The organism is Actinophytocola algeriensis (genome assembly GCF_014203735.1).
Taxonomy (GTDB): Bacteria; Actinomycetota; Actinomycetes; order Mycobacteriales; family Pseudonocardiaceae; genus Actinophytocola; species Actinophytocola algeriensis.
Genome location: NZ_JACHJQ010000004.1, coordinates 791,119 through 805,058, shown reverse-complemented (window position 1 = coordinate 805,058; position 13,940 = coordinate 791,119). Strand labels below are relative to the sequence as shown.

Here is a 13,940-nt window from a genome sequence, read left to right as displayed (position 1 = left end):
TGTTCGACCCCCGAGGGTTATTCCGCCGCGTCGTCGGTGTCTGGTTTGCGTTCGGTCTCGACGAAACCGGCGGCGCCCAGCAGTTTGTCGTCCTCGCGGCGTTGCGCGGCACGACGCTGCGCAACGGCCCGCTCGCTCCTGAAGTCGCCGAGGAGCCGCTTCTGCAGCGTGAACATCTCGCGTTCCTCCGCGGGCTCGGCGTGGTCGTAGCCGAGCAGGTGGAGTACACCGTGGACGGTCAGCAGGTGCAGCTCGTCCATCAGCGAGTGACCTGCCTTGCGGGCCTGGTCGCGTGCGAACCGCGGGCACAGCACGAGGTCACCCAGCAGCGTCGGCCCTGGGTCTGGCGCGTCGGGCCTGCGTGCGGACTCGAGCTCGTCCATCGGGAACGCCATGACGTCCGTCGGGCCAGGCAGGTCCATGTAGCGCTCGTGCAGGTCGGCCATCTCGTCGAGGCCGACGAGCAGCACCGACAGCTCGGCGAGACGGCTGACCTTCATGCGGTCGAGCGCGAACCGCGCGGCGGCCACAATGGACGGTTCGTCAACCGCCACGCCCGACTCGTTGGCGATTTCGATACTCACGTCTACCGGCCTCGCCGCGCCTGTCCGCGCGGGCCGGAGCGGCGCGCGTCCTGGTCGTTGTCCTGGACGGCCGACCAGCGGTCGTAGGCGTCCACGATGTCGCCGACCAGCTTGTGCCGCACCACGTCCGAGGTGGACAACGTCGAGAAGTGCACGTCGTCGACGTCGCCGAGGATGTTCTGGACCACGCGCAGACCGCTCTGCGTGCCGCCCGGCAGGTCGACCTGGGTGACGTCGCCGGTGACGACGATCTTCGAGCCGAACCCGAGGCGGGTCAGGAACATCTTCATCTGCTCCGGCGAGGTGTTCTGCGCCTCGTCGAGGATGATGAACGCGTCGTTCAGTGTGCGGCCGCGCATGTAGGCCAGTGGCGCGACCTCGATCGTGCCCGCCTGCATGAGGCGCGGGATCGAGTCGGGGTCGACCATGTCGTGCAGCGCGTCGTACAGCGGCCGCAGGTACGGGTCGATCTTCTCGTACAGGGTGCCGGGCAGGAAGCCGAGCCGCTCCCCGGCCTCGACCGCGGGCCGGGTGAGGATGATGCGGTTGACCTGCTTGGCCTGCAGCGCCTGCACGGCCTTCGCCATCGCCAGGTAGGTCTTGCCCGTGCCAGCTGGGCCGATGCAGAACACGACCGTGTGCTGGTCGATGGCGTCGACGTAGCGCTTCTGGTTCAGCGTCTTGGGCCGGATCGTGCGCCCGCGCCGCGAGATGATGTCGAGGCTCAGCACCTCCGCGGGCGACTCGGTCGCACCGGCGGAGAGCATCGCCACCGTGCGGCGCACCGCGTCGGGTCCGAGCTGCTGCCCTCGGCTCGCGAGGGTGACCAGCTCGGCGAACACCCGCTCGGCGAACGCGACGTCGCTGGGTGCCCCGGAGAGGGTGACCTCGTTGCCGCGGACGTGGATGTCCGCGGCGAGGACTTCCTCGGCGACCTTCAGGTTCTCGTCACGGGAGCCGAGCAGGGCGAGTACCGCCTGGTCGGGGACGTTGAACCGGGACTGGGCCGGGTCGGCTGGAGTGGGCGCAGAAGAGGGGCTCGCGTTGCCCCGTGCGGTACCGGTCACGTGCTTTCGGTCCTGCCTTCTGCGCCTGGTTGCGCCAACTTGGTCTGCCTGTCGGGTTCGATGTTAGTCGCCCACACCGACAGTTCGCATCGACGTTAGTCGTGCTCAGTGGCCGGGCCGCCCGAACATGCCCAGCTGTTCGCCGCCGAGGACGTGGAGGTGCGCGTGGAAGACGGTCCGTCCGGCGTGCTCACCGGTGTTCAGCACCAGGCGGTAGCCGGACTCGTCGATGCCCTCCTGCTTGGCGACCGCCGCGCCCGCCCTGATCACGTCCGCCAGTTCCCGGGGTGCCTCGGCGAGTGCTTCCGCGTCCTCGTAATGCGTACGTGGCACCACCAGCACATGCACGTCTGCCTGGGGGTTGATGTCCCGGAAGGCGTAGGTGGTATCAGTCTCGAGCACCGTGGTCGACGGGATCTCCCCAGCGATGATCTTGCAGAACAGGCAGTCGCTTTCTGGCATGCGCTGAGGTTAGTCGGTCTCGTCGAGGTCGGGGATCTCCTGCCCGTCCCGGTCCGCCCACTCCAGCAGCGCGGTGAGGTCGAACACGTGCGAGTCGATGTCCGCGTGCAGATCCCCGAGCTTCGCGAACCGAGCGGGAACGGTGGCGATGGTGAACTCACCGGGGTCCACATCCGGTAACTCGTCCCACCTGATCGGGGTGGACACCCGCCCCTCAGGTACCCCGATCACGGAGTAAGCCGACCGGATCGTGTGATCCCGCGCGTTCTGGTTGTAGTCGACGAACACGGAAGCGGGATCCCGCTCCTTCCGCCACCAGCTCAGGTCGACCAGTCCATCGGCCCGCCGCTCCACCTCCCTGGCGAACGCGTGCGCGGCCCGCCGCACGTCCTGGAACCCCCACCTCGGCGCGATCCGCACGTAGATGTGCAGTCCCTTGCCTCCGGAGGTCTTGGGATAGCCGACGGCGCCAAGCTCGTCGAGAACCTCCTGAACGACGAACGCGACCTCGCGCACGGACTCGAAGGTGGCCCCCGGCATGGGGTCGAGGTCGATCCGCCATTCGTCAGGTTTCTCGGTGTCGGCGCGCCGGGAGTTCCAGGGGTGGAACTCGACGCAGGACATCTGCACGGCCCAGATCACGCTGGCCACCTCGGTGACGCACAGCTCGTCAGCGTGCCGCCCGTAACGGGGGAAGTGCACCCGCACGGTCTCCACCCAGGGCGGCGCCCCACGGGGCAGCCGCTTCTGGTGGACTTTCTCCCCGTCCACGCCGTCCGGGAACCGGTGCATCATGCAGGGCCGCTCGCGAAGGGCGTTGACGATCCCGTCCCCCACGGCGAGGTAGTACCGAGCGAGGTCCAGCTTGGTCTCCCCACGAGCGGAGAAGTAGACCCGCTGCGGGTTGCTGACCCGCACGACCCGATCGCCGACCTCAAGCTCCACGGCAGGAGCACCAGAACCAGCCACAACGGCAACGTACTGCGAAACGGAAGAAAGAGCACCGCGGCACCCGAACCCGGAAAGCCGCCCAGCAAACAGCACAACAAGAGACACCACGCACCACACGACAAGAGCCCCCGGAAACCGCCACAGCAAGCCAAACAAAGCGCCGCGAGCGACATGCACCACGCAGGATCACAAGAGCACGACCAAAGAACCGAGCAAGAACCACCTCATGTGGGAGGGCGTTCAAGCAAGGAGCCACCCAAGAGGGAAGGCGCCCAAGCAAAGCACGGCACCAGGCAATGAAAGACGACAGAGCTGAGCCGGAACCAACCGCACCGTGGGGGTTCGGGGGCTCGGCCCCCGGCAGACACAAGGAGGAGGAGAAGGCGGAAACCGCCGAACAAGGAAGGGGATGTCGCGTCGCGGTGAAGCCTGGGGGTCGCTCCACCGCGACGCGACGCCGCCGGACCGAGGGGGGAGGTGTCCGGCGGTAGCTCTTGCGCTCCACGTAGTTTTCAGGTGTGGTGCTGTGCAAAGAGTAGACCGTTGTGCACTCTCAGCGCCAGCGTGGCGTGAGGACTCCAAGCGTTGCTATAGCGGCGGCAGCGGCCGTCGAGGCCCGCAGAACGGTGGGCCCGAGCCTCGCTACCTGCGCACCTGCGGCACGCAGGGTCTCGGACTCACTTTCGGAAATACCTCCCTCGGGCCCCACGACCAGCACGAGGTCGCCGTCAGCGGGCAGGTCAAGATCACCTATGCCTGCCTCGGCGGCGGCGTCCAGGACCACTGTTGCCGCGCTTTTCCTTGCCAGTTCGGCGAGTTGCCGAGTAGTGGCGGGTTCCGTTACCTCGGGGATCCAGGTGCGGCGGGACTGCTTGGCTGCTTCACGTGCCGTGCCGCGCCAGCGGGCGAGAGCCTTGTCGCCGCGGGGCCCGTCCTCCCACTTGACGATGCTGCGACTGGCCCGCCACGGCACGATCACGTCCACGCCGGTCTCGGTGGCCAGTTCCACCGCGAGTTCGCCCCGGTCGCCTTTGATGAGCGCCTGTGCGAGCACGATGCGCGGCTGCGGTTGAGGTTCCGTCCAGCGCCGCACTAGGCGAAGAGCCAGACTTTCTTTACCTTGAACCGTTTCAACAACGCAGGCGGCCGCTTCTCCCCTGCCGTCGGCGATGACGAGCTCTTCACCGGGCCGCAGCCTGCGGACGGCCGCGGCGTGCCGGCCTTCCGGTCCGTCGAGCACCGCGGTGGTGCCCGACGGGACCGCGTCGACCAGGAAGACGGGTGCGGTGTCGCTCACGACGTTGGTTCGCTCCGCAAGCTTCGCTCAGACACTTGGTTCGCTCCGCAAGCTTCGCTCAGACACATGGTTCGCTCCGCAAGCTTCACTCAGACACATGGTTCGCTCCGCAAGCTTCACTCAGACACATGGTTCGCTCCGCAAGCTTCGCTCAGCGGTGTCGTGCGCGGAGCCGGGAGAACAGCCCACCGGCACGGCCGTTGGTGGCGGCGACGATCTGCTCCTCTTCACCGCGGATGCTGGCGAGTTCGCGGAGCAGCTCGGTCTGGCGGGCGTCGAGCTTGTTCGGGATCTCGACCTCGACGTGCACGTGCAGGTCGCCGCGACCGTCGACGCGACCGGAGGAACGCAGCCGCGGCAGGCCGTGCCCGGTGAGGAGCAGTTCGGTGCCGGGCTGGGTACCGGGGTCGAGTTCGAGCTCAACGGTGTCGTCGAGGGTCTCGAGCGGAAGGACGGCGCCGAGTGCGGCCGTGGTCATGGGGATGCGCACGGTGCAGTGCAGGTCGGCACCGTTGCGTTCGAAGGTGGGGTGCGGCTGCTCGACGACCTCGACGTACAGGTCGCCCGCGGGACCACCGCCGGGGCCGACCTCGCCCTGGCCGGACAGCCGGACCCGCATGCCGTCGGCGACGCCCGGCGGGACCTTGGCGGTGATGGTGCGGCGGGCGCGGACGCGGCCGTCGCCACCGCACTGGCGGCACGGGTCGGGGATGACCTCGCCGACGCCGCGGCAGACCGGGCACGGGCGGGCCGTGACGACCTGCCCGAGGAAGGAGCGCTGGACGGACTGGATCTCACCGCGCCCGGCGCAGGTGTCACAGACCTGGACCGACGAGCCTTCCGTGGTGCCGGACCCACGGCACAGGTCGCACAGGACGGCGGTGTCGACGGTCAGCTCGCGGGTGACCCCGGTGTTGCACTCCTCGAGGGTCAGCTCGATGCGGATGAGCGCGTCGGAGCCGGGCTGCACGCGGCTGCGCGGCCCCCGGCCGCCGCCGGCGCCGCCCCCGAAGAAGGCGTCCATGATGTCGCCGAGGCCGAACCCTGCGAACGGGTCACGCGCACCGCCCCCGCCGCCGTTGCCGAGCGGGTCGCCGCCCATGTCGACGATCTTGCGCTTCTGCGGGTCGGAGAGGACCTCGTAGGCCGCCGTGACCTCGCGGAACCGCTCCTGGGCCGAATCGTCGGGGTTGACGTCCGGGTGGAGCTCGCGCGCGAGCTTGCGGTAGGCACGCTTGATCTCCTCGGACGTCGCGTCCTGGCGCACCCCGAGAGTGCCGTAGTAGTCCCTCGCCACCGTGTTCCCGTCCTCCTGCCCCGGAGGGGCGCTCCGGGGTCTCACTCCCTGTTCGGTCCTGTCGCGGGCGTCATCGTCCGGACAGGATGTCTCCCACGTAGTTGGCGACCGCTCGCACGGCCGCGATGGTGCCCGGGTAGTCCATCCGCGTCGGCCCGACCACGCCCATGCCGCCGAGGAGCGTGTGGTGCGCGCCGTAGCCGATGGAGACCACCGAGGTGCTGCGCATCTCGGCCGCCTCGTTCTCCTCCCCGATCCGCACCGTAATGGTGCCAGGTGTGCTGGCGGCGGCGAACAGCTTCAGCACCACCACCTGCTCCTCGAGGGCTTCGAGGACCTGGCGCAGCGACCCGGGGAAGTCGGCAGCGTTGCGGGTCAGGTTGGCGGTGCCACCCAGGACCAGACGTTCCTCGGGGTGCTCCACCAGCGATTCGACCAGCACCGTCGCCAGTCGCGTCATCGCGTCCCGCAGGTCGGATGGCGCGTCCTCGAGCAGCTCACTGACCTTGGCCGCGGCCTCGGTCAACGGATGGTCAACGAGTGTGGTGTTCAACATGTTCCGCAGCCGCGAGACCGTGTCCTCGGTGATCACGTCCCCGAGGTCGACGGTCCGCTGCTCCACCCGCCCGTTGTCGGTGATCAGGACGAGCATCACCCGGGCAGGCGTCAGCTGGACGAGCTCGATGTGCCGGACCGTCGAGTGCGACAGCGTCGGGTACTGGATCACGGCGACCTGCCGCGTCAGCTGCGCAAGGAGCCGCACGCTGCGCCGCATCACGTCGTCGAGGTCGATCGCCCCTTCCAGGAACAGGTGAATGGCCCGCCGCTCGGCCGCCGACAGCGGCTTGACGTCGGTGAGCCGGTCGACGAACAGCCGGTACCCCTTGTCGGTCGGGATGCGGCCCGCACTGGTGTGCGGCTGCGCGATGTACCCGTCCTCCTCGAGGGACGCCATGTCGTTGCGCACTGTGGCGCTCGACACCCCCAGGTTGTGCCGCTCGACGATCGCCTTGGAGGCGACCGGCTCCTGACTGGAGACGTAGTCCGCCACGATCGCGCGCAGTACCGCGAACCGCCGTTCATCCGTGCTCGCCATGAGGTCACCTCCCGTCTTCACCACGAGTTTACGGAGGTGCGAGCGAGTACTGGTCGAACCGGTACCAAATCACTGCCGGAGGTTGAGCCAGATGGACTCAGCCGCCCGGAGTCCGGACCACTCCAGCCACGAACTGTATCGATTCACGACCGGTCTGCCCGAGGCGGAGGTCGAGCAGCGGGGTCGTGGTCGCGCGTGAGCGGCTGCACTGCGGCCCGGCACCGCGCGGCGGACTGGTTTCACCGCCCACGGCATCACCCGATCGAGCGCGTACGCCTGACCAGGTCCTTCTCACTCCACATGCTCAGCCACAGGCCTCCCTAGATCAGGAGCCCAAGACAAGCCTGTCAACAACCTCAGTCAGTTAGAGCTAGGTCGGCGCCGTGTGGCGTGTCCGCCTGTCGCGGGCGAGGTGGCGGACGGCTTCCTTCGGTCAGGTGCTCGGGTAGGACCGGCAGCCGAGTTCCCTGCCGATGCGCTTCAGGCTGCCCCGTAAGCCGGCTTTCAGTGCGGCGCCGAGTCGGAACTGGAGTCGTACGGTCGTGCGGTTCTGGTGTTCGGGTGGGGCCACGTTGATTGCCGTGTAGGTCAGAAGCGTTCCTTTCGGGTGCGGGGTGAAGTGGTACTCGGCGCGGAACTTGTACCCGCCCTGGAAGGCGAACCGGCCGTCGTCCGGGTCCACCTCGACCGTGCCGCCGGGGTGGGTTCCGTAGTGGACGGTGAACTCGTGCGGACCGCCGTGCAGGTTCGCCGCGCCCATGAACCGGCCCGCGCCCGGGAGCACCCGCAGCAACGAAGCGTTGCCGTTGCCGACAGGGCCGGGCCGCACGACGAGGAACACGTCGCGCACGCGGTCCGGTGGAGCTTCGATCACGCCGGTGGCGGTCCAGCTTTGGGTTGGACGACGGGCTGTCATACGCGGGCCAGGATTTTGTCCACCGCCGCTGCCAGGTCGCCTTCGTCTGCTTCGGCTCGCCAGGCCACGAAGCCGTCCGGGCGGATCAGGGTCGCGCCTCGTTCCGTGATGCCGTAGGTCTTGGTGAAGCGGCCTTCCGGGTCTTCCACGTCCGTGCCGATTCGGTACACGGTCAGGCTCAGGTTCAGCCTGGCGGCTTCCATCAGCCACTTCTCCGCTGCCGGGGTTGCCAGCAGGACGAAGGTGCGACCGAAGAGGTCCCTTGTGGACAGGTCAGCGCCGTTCCTGCGCAGCGGGACGTGCGGCGCTCGGGAACCTGGCCTCGCCGTCGGCTGCTCCGGGTTCTCCAGTGGGGCGCCGTCGTCCTCGGACTCCGCGGCCACGGCGTTCGACAGGTGGCGGTAGCCGAAGAACAGGGTCGAGACCGGGTCGACCGGTGTCGCCACGGTGTCGTCCGCCAGGTCCGGGCGCATGCGTTGCGCGAAGGCCGCGTACTGCTGTTCGACCAGGATGTCCGCGTACGGGCGGCGTTCCGCGTCATGACTGTCCAGCAGCGCCTGGCCCGCCTCGCCTTTCACCACCATGGCCAGCTTCCACGCCAGGTAGTAGCCGTCCAGGATCGCCGTGTTGCCACCGAAACCGCCCGTCGGGGGCATGACGCGGACCGCGTCGCCGATCAGGTGGACCCGGCCTGCCGAGAAGGTGTCGGCCACGCGCACCGCGGTGTGGCCGTTGGTCACACCGTTCGTGATCAGTGTCGAGTTCAGGTCCGGGACTCCGGTGGCGATGCGGATCAGTTCGAGCCATTCCGCTTCCAGGACGTGCTCGCGATGGCCCACCGCCAGTGCGTAGCGGTTCGGTTCGTCCGTGCCCACCACCACGCCGCCACCTCCCGGCAGCTCCGGGTTCTGCAGGTAGTACAGCCCGAAACCCTGCCTGCCGAGGTCGGCTTCGAAGACGATGCCGATCGACCGGCTCAGGTCGCCGCGGCCGTGGGTGCCGATACCCAGCGCCTCGCGGATCGGGCTGCGGTGACCGTCCGCCGCGACCAGGTAGTCGGCCAGCACCGTGCGTTCACCCTCGTCGTCCCGGATCACCGCGCGCACACCGGCTTCGTCCTGCGTGAACGACACCAGCTCGGTCGCGAAGCGGACGTCCGCGCCCAGTTCTCGCGCGCGGGCAAGCAGAACCGGCTCGGCACGCTCCTGGCTCGTGTTGGCCCACCCCGCCGGGCTCAGCGCACCGAAGTCCGGGTTCCGGTCGATCAGCACGTCGTTGTGGACGCGACCTGTCACGCTCTCCGCCACCACGATGTGAAAGCCGGGATCCGGTGGACTCGCCTCCGATATCCGTTCCGCCACCCCGGCGACGGCGAGCGCCTCCATCGTGTGCGGGAACTGACCTCGTGCCTTCGGATAGATGGACGTCGTCGAGTGGCGTTCGACGACCAGTGCCCGCACTCCGTGCAGTGCGAGGAACATCGCCGCCGACAGGCCGGCCAGACCCGCGCCGACGACCAGTACCGGGTGTCGCTCGTCCGTCATCATTCTCTCCTTCGCGAACGGTGTTCGTTATGCCGAACACCGTTCTACGCGCGAACGGTGTTCGTGTCAAGTAGGCTGCGCGAGTATGGAGGTGGTGGGTGTGGAGGCCGGATGGCCCAGGTCGCGACCGGTCGCTCAGCGCAGGGTGCTGAGCCAGGACCTGATCGTCGACACGGCGCTCGAACTGCTCGGCAAGGGCAGCCTGGACACCGTGAGCATGCGGCGGGTGGCCCACGAGCTCGGCACCGGACCCGCGTCGCTGTACGCGCACGTGAGCAACAAGGAGGAGCTGCACGAGCTGATGCTCGACCGGCTCCTCGGCAGGCTTCCCCGGCCGGAGCCGGACCCGGGCAGCTGGACCGAGCAGATCGTCGAGATGGCGAGGGCGCAGCTGAAGATGCTGACGTCCTACCCCGGTATCGCCCGGGTGGGGCTGGAGACGATCGTGCCGGCCGGACCGAACGCCCTCGCCTACGGTGAGGCGGTTCTCGCCGTGCTGCGGGCCGGCGGGCTCCCCGACCGGGTCGCCGTGCTCGCGTTCGACACGCTGTCGCTGTGGTGCGCGGCGTTCGCGTTCGAGCTCGGCGCGGCGAAGACCGGGGAGACCGGTCCCGACGAGATCGCCGCGCGTGGCAAGGAGATCGGCGCGTACATGGCGGCGCGTCCCACCCAGTTCCCCAACATGCTCGGCCTCGGGCACATCCTGTCGGAGGCGACGCCGGAGGAGCGGTTCGAGTTCGGGCTGGACGTGTTCCTCGCGGGCCTCGTCGGCGCCTTCCAGCCACGGAGGAACAGCATGTGACCAACGGCAGCCGCTGCCGCTGTGAAGCGGGTCAGACCGTGACCGGGAGCTTCGCGGCACCGCGCAGGTTCAGCCTGCCGTTCCACGCCACGTCGCCGTCGAGGGACAGGTTCGGGAAGCGGGTGACCAGCTTGCCGAGTGCCAGCCTGCCTTCGAGCCGGGCCAGCGCCGCGCCGAGGCAGTGGTGCGGGCCCGCGCCGAAGGACACGTGGGTCCTCGCGTCCGCGCGGTCGATGCGCAGGTCGTTCGCGTCCGGGCCGAAGTGGCGGTCGTCGCGGTTGGCGGAGGCCAGGCCCGCGATCACGAACGCGCCCGCGGGGATCTCGCGGCCACCGATCGTGTGCGGGGCGACGGTGATGCGGCGGGACTGCTGCACCGGGCTGTCGTAGCGCAGCAGCTCCTCCACCGCGTTCGCCGCGAGGCCCGGGGTGGCACGCAGCAGCGCGAGCTGGTCCGGGTTGCGCAGGAGCGCGATGGCGCCGTTGCCGATCAGGTTGACCGTAGTCTCGTGGCCGGCGACGTACAGGAGCAGCACCTGCGCCACCAGTTCGTCCTCGGTGAGCCGGTCGCCGTCGTGTTCGGCCGCGATCAGCGCGGTCAGCAGGTCGTCGGCCGGGTTGGCGCGCTTCCACTCGATGATGTCGCGCATCATCTCGGTCAACTCGAACTCGGCGTCGTTGATCGCCTGGATGACGGCGGGATCGGTCTGCACCTCGAGCGAGCGCACGAGCGTGCCGGACAGCTCGCGGAGCCGCTCGTGGTCGGCGGGCGGGGTGCCGAGCATCTCCGAGATCACCGCGAACGGCAGCGGGAACGCCAGTTCGTCGATCAGGTCGACCCGGCCGCCGTCGGCGACGCGGTCGAGTGACCGGTCGACGAGGTCGGTCACCATCGGCTCCAGCGCCGCGATCGCCTTGACGGTGAACACCTTCGTGACGAGCGCGCGCAGCCGGGTGTGGTCGGGCGGGTCGCGGTCCAGCATGGACAGTGCCCGCGTGCTGTCCTCGAGCTGCTGGAACTGGTCGGCGATCGGTCCGCCCGCGAGGTTGCCGCTCTCGACCGAGAGCTTCGCGCGCAGCAGCGCCGTCACGTCGTCGTAGCGGGTGACGAGCCAGAAGCCGAGCGGGTGCTCGTGCACGGGGTCCTGGTCGCGCATCCGCTGGTAGTGCGGGTACGGGTCGGCGTCGAAATCGGGCAGGAACGGGTTGAACAGCAACTCGGTGTCGGTCACGACACCCTCCTCGTCCGAGCGTGGGCGACGGGCTGGTCCACGCCGGTCGCGGCGCGCAGCGTCGTGCGGTGGTGGTCGTCGACGGCGGTGCGGGCCGGGTGCGCATCGAACAGGAGGCGGAACGCGGGTTGCTCGCGGTCGAGGTCGCGACGCAGGCCTGCGACGGCGCGCGCCATGTCCGGTGGCGAGTGCTCCAGCAGCGCGTCGAGCCGCGCGTCGAACATCAGGTACCAGCGGCGACGCAGGTCGGACAGGAACGTGTCCAGGTCGCCGTACAGCGTGTCGATCTCCCCCAGCAGACCGGCCGGGATGTCCGGCCGTCCGGTGCGCGTCACTTCCGCGAGCACCGCGTGTGTCAGTTCGTACCGCCGTCGGGTCCTCTCCCAGGCCATCGACATGGCGTTTCACCTACTCAGCGTCGGTAACATACGCAGCGTATGTCTTATACTCCGCGCATGTCAACGGGCAAGAGCAGGCGCGACCAGTTCTCGGAAGCGACGCGGGCCGCACTGCTGGAAGCGGCCACGCGCCGCTTCGCGACGCTGGGGTTCGGCGGCACGTCGCTGGAGGACGTCGCGGCCGACATCCAGGCCACGCGCGGTGCCGTCTACCACCACTTCCCCAGCAAGAAGGCCTTGTTCGAGGCGGTCTTCGAGGAGCTGGAGACCGAAGCGGTGCGGCAGTCGGCCGAGGCTGGGGACCGCGGTGAGGACCCGTGGCAGCGAGCGCTGTTCGCACTCGACGCGTTCCTGACGACGTGCGCGGACCCCGTGTACGGCCGGGTCGTGTGGCAGGAGGCGCCCATCGCGATGGGGTGGGTGCGGTGGGAGGAGCTCGAGAACAAGTTCGCGTTCGGCGTGATCGAGGAACACGTGCGGGCGCTGGTCGAGAGCGGGCTCGTCGAACGGCTGCCGGTGGAGACGATGTCGCGACTGGCGTTCTCCATGCTCGGCGCGGCGGGTCAGGCGCTGTCGCGGGCGGCGGAGGCGGACAAGGCGCGGGTCAAGGACGAGTACCGCCTCGTGATCGGGCGGATGCTGGCTGGGCTGACCGTGCGGAAATGACGTGTCGAGGGTGAGCCGCCGGCTCCGTACGACGTCGGTGACGCGAGCACGGACGAGGTGTCGCGGCCGGGCGAGTACGGGTTCGTCGCGGGCGGCGACGGGATCAACGGCGGGGTCTGCGGCGGAGCGGGGTTCACCCCGCGCGTCCGGCGAGTTCGTCGAGGGGGTGGCGCTCCCGGATCCGGGCCTCACCAGGAACCTGCGTGGCGTCAACGGGAAGCCGGTGGCCACCGACGGTCCGTACCTCGAGGCGAAGGAGCAGCTCGCGGGGTACTTCGTGCTCGACTGCGAGAGCCGGGAGCGCGCGGCGGAGATCGCGGCCCGGATTCCCGACGCGCGGTTCGCGGGCGTCGAGGTGCGGCCGGTCATGGAGTTCTCGGGTGAGGAGATGTGAACGAGTTCGAGGACCTGCTGCGCGACCTCGCGCCGCGGGTCCTCGCCGCGCTCACGCGGCGCCACCAGGACTTCGCGGCGGCCGAGGACGCGGTGCAGGAGGCACTGCTCGCGGCGGCGACGCACTGGCCCGCCGACGGCGTGCCCACACGACCGGACGCGTGGCTGATCACGGTCGCGTCGCGGAAGCTGACCGATCAGCTGCGCAGCGACCAGGCCCGCAGGCGACGTGAGGAAGCGGTGCCGGGCGAGCCGCCCGCGCCGGGCGCGGACGTGCCCGTGCCGGGTGACGACACGCTGACGCTGCTCGCGTTGTGTTGTCACCCGAGCCTGACACCCGCGTCTCAGACCGCGTTGACGCTGCGTGCGGTCGGCGGGCTGACGACGGCGGAGATCGCGCGGGCGTTCCTCGTGCCGGAGGCGACGATGGCGCAGCGGATCGCACGCGCCAAGCAGAAGATCAGGGCGAGTGAGGCGCGGTTCACGCCCCCGCCGGACCTGCGGGCCGTGCTGTACCTGATCTTCAACGAGGGGTACACGGCGTCGTCGGGGCCGTCGCTGCAACGGGCGGAGCTGGTGCGCGCGGCGATCCGGCTGACACGGCTGCTGCGACGGCTGTTGCCCGAGGACGGCGAGGTGGCCGGTCTGCTGGCGTTGATGCTGCTCACCGACGCGCGGCGAGCGGCGCGGACTCGTGCCGACGGCGGCCTGGTGCCGCTCGCGGAACAGGACCGGACGCGGTGGGACCGCGGGCTGATCGACGAGGGTCTCGGGGTGGTGCGGCACACGCTGACGCACGCGCGGGTCGGGCCCTACCAGGTGGAGGCGGCGATCGCGGCGGTGCACGCCGAGGCCGCGACCGCTGCGGAGACGGACTGGGCGCAGGTGGTGGCGCTGTACCAGGTGCTCTCGCGGCTGGCCCCGAACCCGGTGGTGACGCTGAACGAGGCGGTGGCGGTCGGGATGGCGGAGGGGGCGAGGCCGGGTTGGCGGTGTTGCGGGAGTTGGACGGGGACGAGCGGATGGCCGGGCATCACCGGCTGCGCGCCGTGCGGGCGCACCTGCTCGAGATGGCCGGTGAGAAGGCGGCGGCGCGGACGGGAGTTCGACGCGGCCGCGCGGTTGACGACCAGCGTGCCGGAGCAGCGCTACCTGCGGGAACGCGCGAACCGGCTGGGTTGACACGGTAGGAGGGGTGGCCTCCGGCCCCCGGGTCCAACGCTACGGCAGGGCACC

At 69.6% G+C, this 13,940-nt stretch carries 14 protein-coding genes and 1 pseudogene; 4 read left to right on the top strand and 11 right to left on the bottom strand.

Annotation, left to right across the window (positions count from 1 at the left end; all coding sequences use genetic code 11):
• Positions 1-17 precede the first annotated feature (17 nt).
• The 9 genes from ybeY to FHR82_RS21715 all read right to left on the bottom strand — a co-directional run bounded on the left by ybeY (position 18) and on the right by FHR82_RS21715 (position 9,214).
• Positions 18-584 carry an rRNA maturation RNase YbeY gene (ybeY, locus tag FHR82_RS21755; RefSeq protein ID WP_184812287.1) on the bottom strand — a complete coding sequence of 189 codons (567 nt, stop codon included), beginning with the start codon at positions 582-584 and terminating at the stop codon, positions 18-20.
• Positions 585-586: 2 nt separating this feature from the next.
• Positions 587-1,651: a PhoH family protein gene (locus FHR82_RS21750; RefSeq protein WP_184812286.1), complete on the bottom strand. Its 1,065-nt coding sequence runs from the start codon at positions 1,649-1,651 to the stop codon at positions 587-589.
• Between the two features lie 105 nt (positions 1,652-1,756).
• Complete coding sequence (locus FHR82_RS21745; protein ID WP_184812285.1) at positions 1,757-2,113, bottom strand: histidine triad nucleotide-binding protein; 357 nt, start codon at positions 2,111-2,113, stop codon at positions 1,757-1,759.
• A 9-nt stretch (positions 2,114-2,122) separates the two neighbouring features.
• The gene (locus FHR82_RS21740) at positions 2,123-3,058 is read right to left on the bottom strand and encodes a DNA polymerase domain-containing protein (RefSeq protein WP_311771205.1); all 936 of its coding nucleotides are present in this window, start codon (positions 3,056-3,058) and stop codon (positions 2,123-2,125) included.
• Positions 3,059-3,617: 559 nt separating this feature from the next.
• Positions 3,618-4,361 carry a 16S rRNA (uracil(1498)-N(3))-methyltransferase gene (locus FHR82_RS21735; RefSeq protein WP_184812283.1) on the bottom strand — a complete coding sequence of 248 codons (744 nt, stop codon included), beginning with the start codon at positions 4,359-4,361 and terminating at the stop codon, positions 3,618-3,620.
• A 151-nt stretch (positions 4,362-4,512) separates the two neighbouring features.
• Positions 4,513-5,658, bottom strand: a complete 1,146-nt coding sequence (gene dnaJ / locus FHR82_RS21730; RefSeq protein WP_184812282.1) for a molecular chaperone DnaJ — start codon at positions 5,656-5,658, stop codon at positions 4,513-4,515.
• A 70-nt stretch (positions 5,659-5,728) separates the two neighbouring features.
• The gene (gene hrcA / locus FHR82_RS21725) at positions 5,729-6,754 is read right to left on the bottom strand and encodes a heat-inducible transcriptional repressor HrcA (RefSeq protein ID WP_184812281.1); all 1,026 of its coding nucleotides are present in this window, start codon (positions 6,752-6,754) and stop codon (positions 5,729-5,731) included.
• 433 nt (positions 6,755-7,187) lie between these two features.
• The gene (locus FHR82_RS21720) at positions 7,188-7,628 is read right to left on the bottom strand and encodes a hypothetical protein (RefSeq protein ID WP_184812280.1); all 441 of its coding nucleotides are present in this window, start codon (positions 7,626-7,628) and stop codon (positions 7,188-7,190) included.
• A 38-nt stretch (positions 7,629-7,666) separates the two neighbouring features.
• On the bottom strand, positions 7,667-9,214 hold the full coding sequence (locus tag FHR82_RS21715; RefSeq protein ID WP_184812279.1) for an FAD-dependent monooxygenase: 1,548 nt from the start codon (positions 9,212-9,214) through the stop codon (positions 7,667-7,669).
• A gap of 85 nt (positions 9,215-9,299) precedes the next feature.
• On the opposite strand from FHR82_RS21715, the gene FHR82_RS21710 reads away from it, so the two are divergent.
• Entirely contained in the window at positions 9,300-10,016 is a 717-nt protein-coding gene (locus FHR82_RS21710; protein WP_184812278.1) for a TetR/AcrR family transcriptional regulator, read from the top strand.
• Positions 10,017-10,047: 31 nt separating this feature from the next.
• Here FHR82_RS21710 and FHR82_RS21705 read toward each other — a convergent pair whose 3' ends face one another.
• Positions 10,048-11,247 carry a cytochrome P450 gene (locus FHR82_RS21705; protein ID WP_311771204.1) on the bottom strand — a complete coding sequence of 400 codons (1,200 nt, stop codon included), beginning with the start codon at positions 11,245-11,247 and terminating at the stop codon, positions 10,048-10,050.
• A complete protein-coding gene (locus tag FHR82_RS21700) occupies positions 11,244-11,645 on the bottom strand; it encodes a hypothetical protein (protein ID WP_184812277.1) in 402 nt (133 codons plus the stop codon). The genes FHR82_RS21705 and FHR82_RS21700 overlap by 4 nt, the downstream gene beginning before the upstream one ends.
• Positions 11,646-11,702: 57 nt before the next feature.
• Between FHR82_RS21700 and FHR82_RS21695 the strand changes: the two genes are divergently transcribed.
• The 3 genes and pseudogenes from FHR82_RS21695 (at position 11,703) to FHR82_RS21685 (ending at position 13,886) form a co-directional block, all read left to right on the top strand.
• Complete coding sequence (locus FHR82_RS21695; RefSeq protein ID WP_184812276.1) at positions 11,703-12,311, top strand: TetR/AcrR family transcriptional regulator; 609 nt, start codon at positions 11,703-11,705, stop codon at positions 12,309-12,311.
• A gap of 166 nt (positions 12,312-12,477) precedes the next feature.
• Positions 12,478-12,705 carry a YciI family protein gene (locus FHR82_RS45250; protein WP_311771203.1) on the top strand — a complete coding sequence of 76 codons (228 nt, stop codon included), beginning with the start codon at positions 12,478-12,480 and terminating at the stop codon, positions 12,703-12,705.
• Positions 12,702-13,886 (top strand): annotated as a pseudogene (locus FHR82_RS21685) (RNA polymerase sigma factor). The gene FHR82_RS45250 and the pseudogene FHR82_RS21685 overlap by 4 nt, the downstream one beginning before the upstream one ends.
• Positions 13,887-13,940 lie beyond the last annotated feature (54 nt).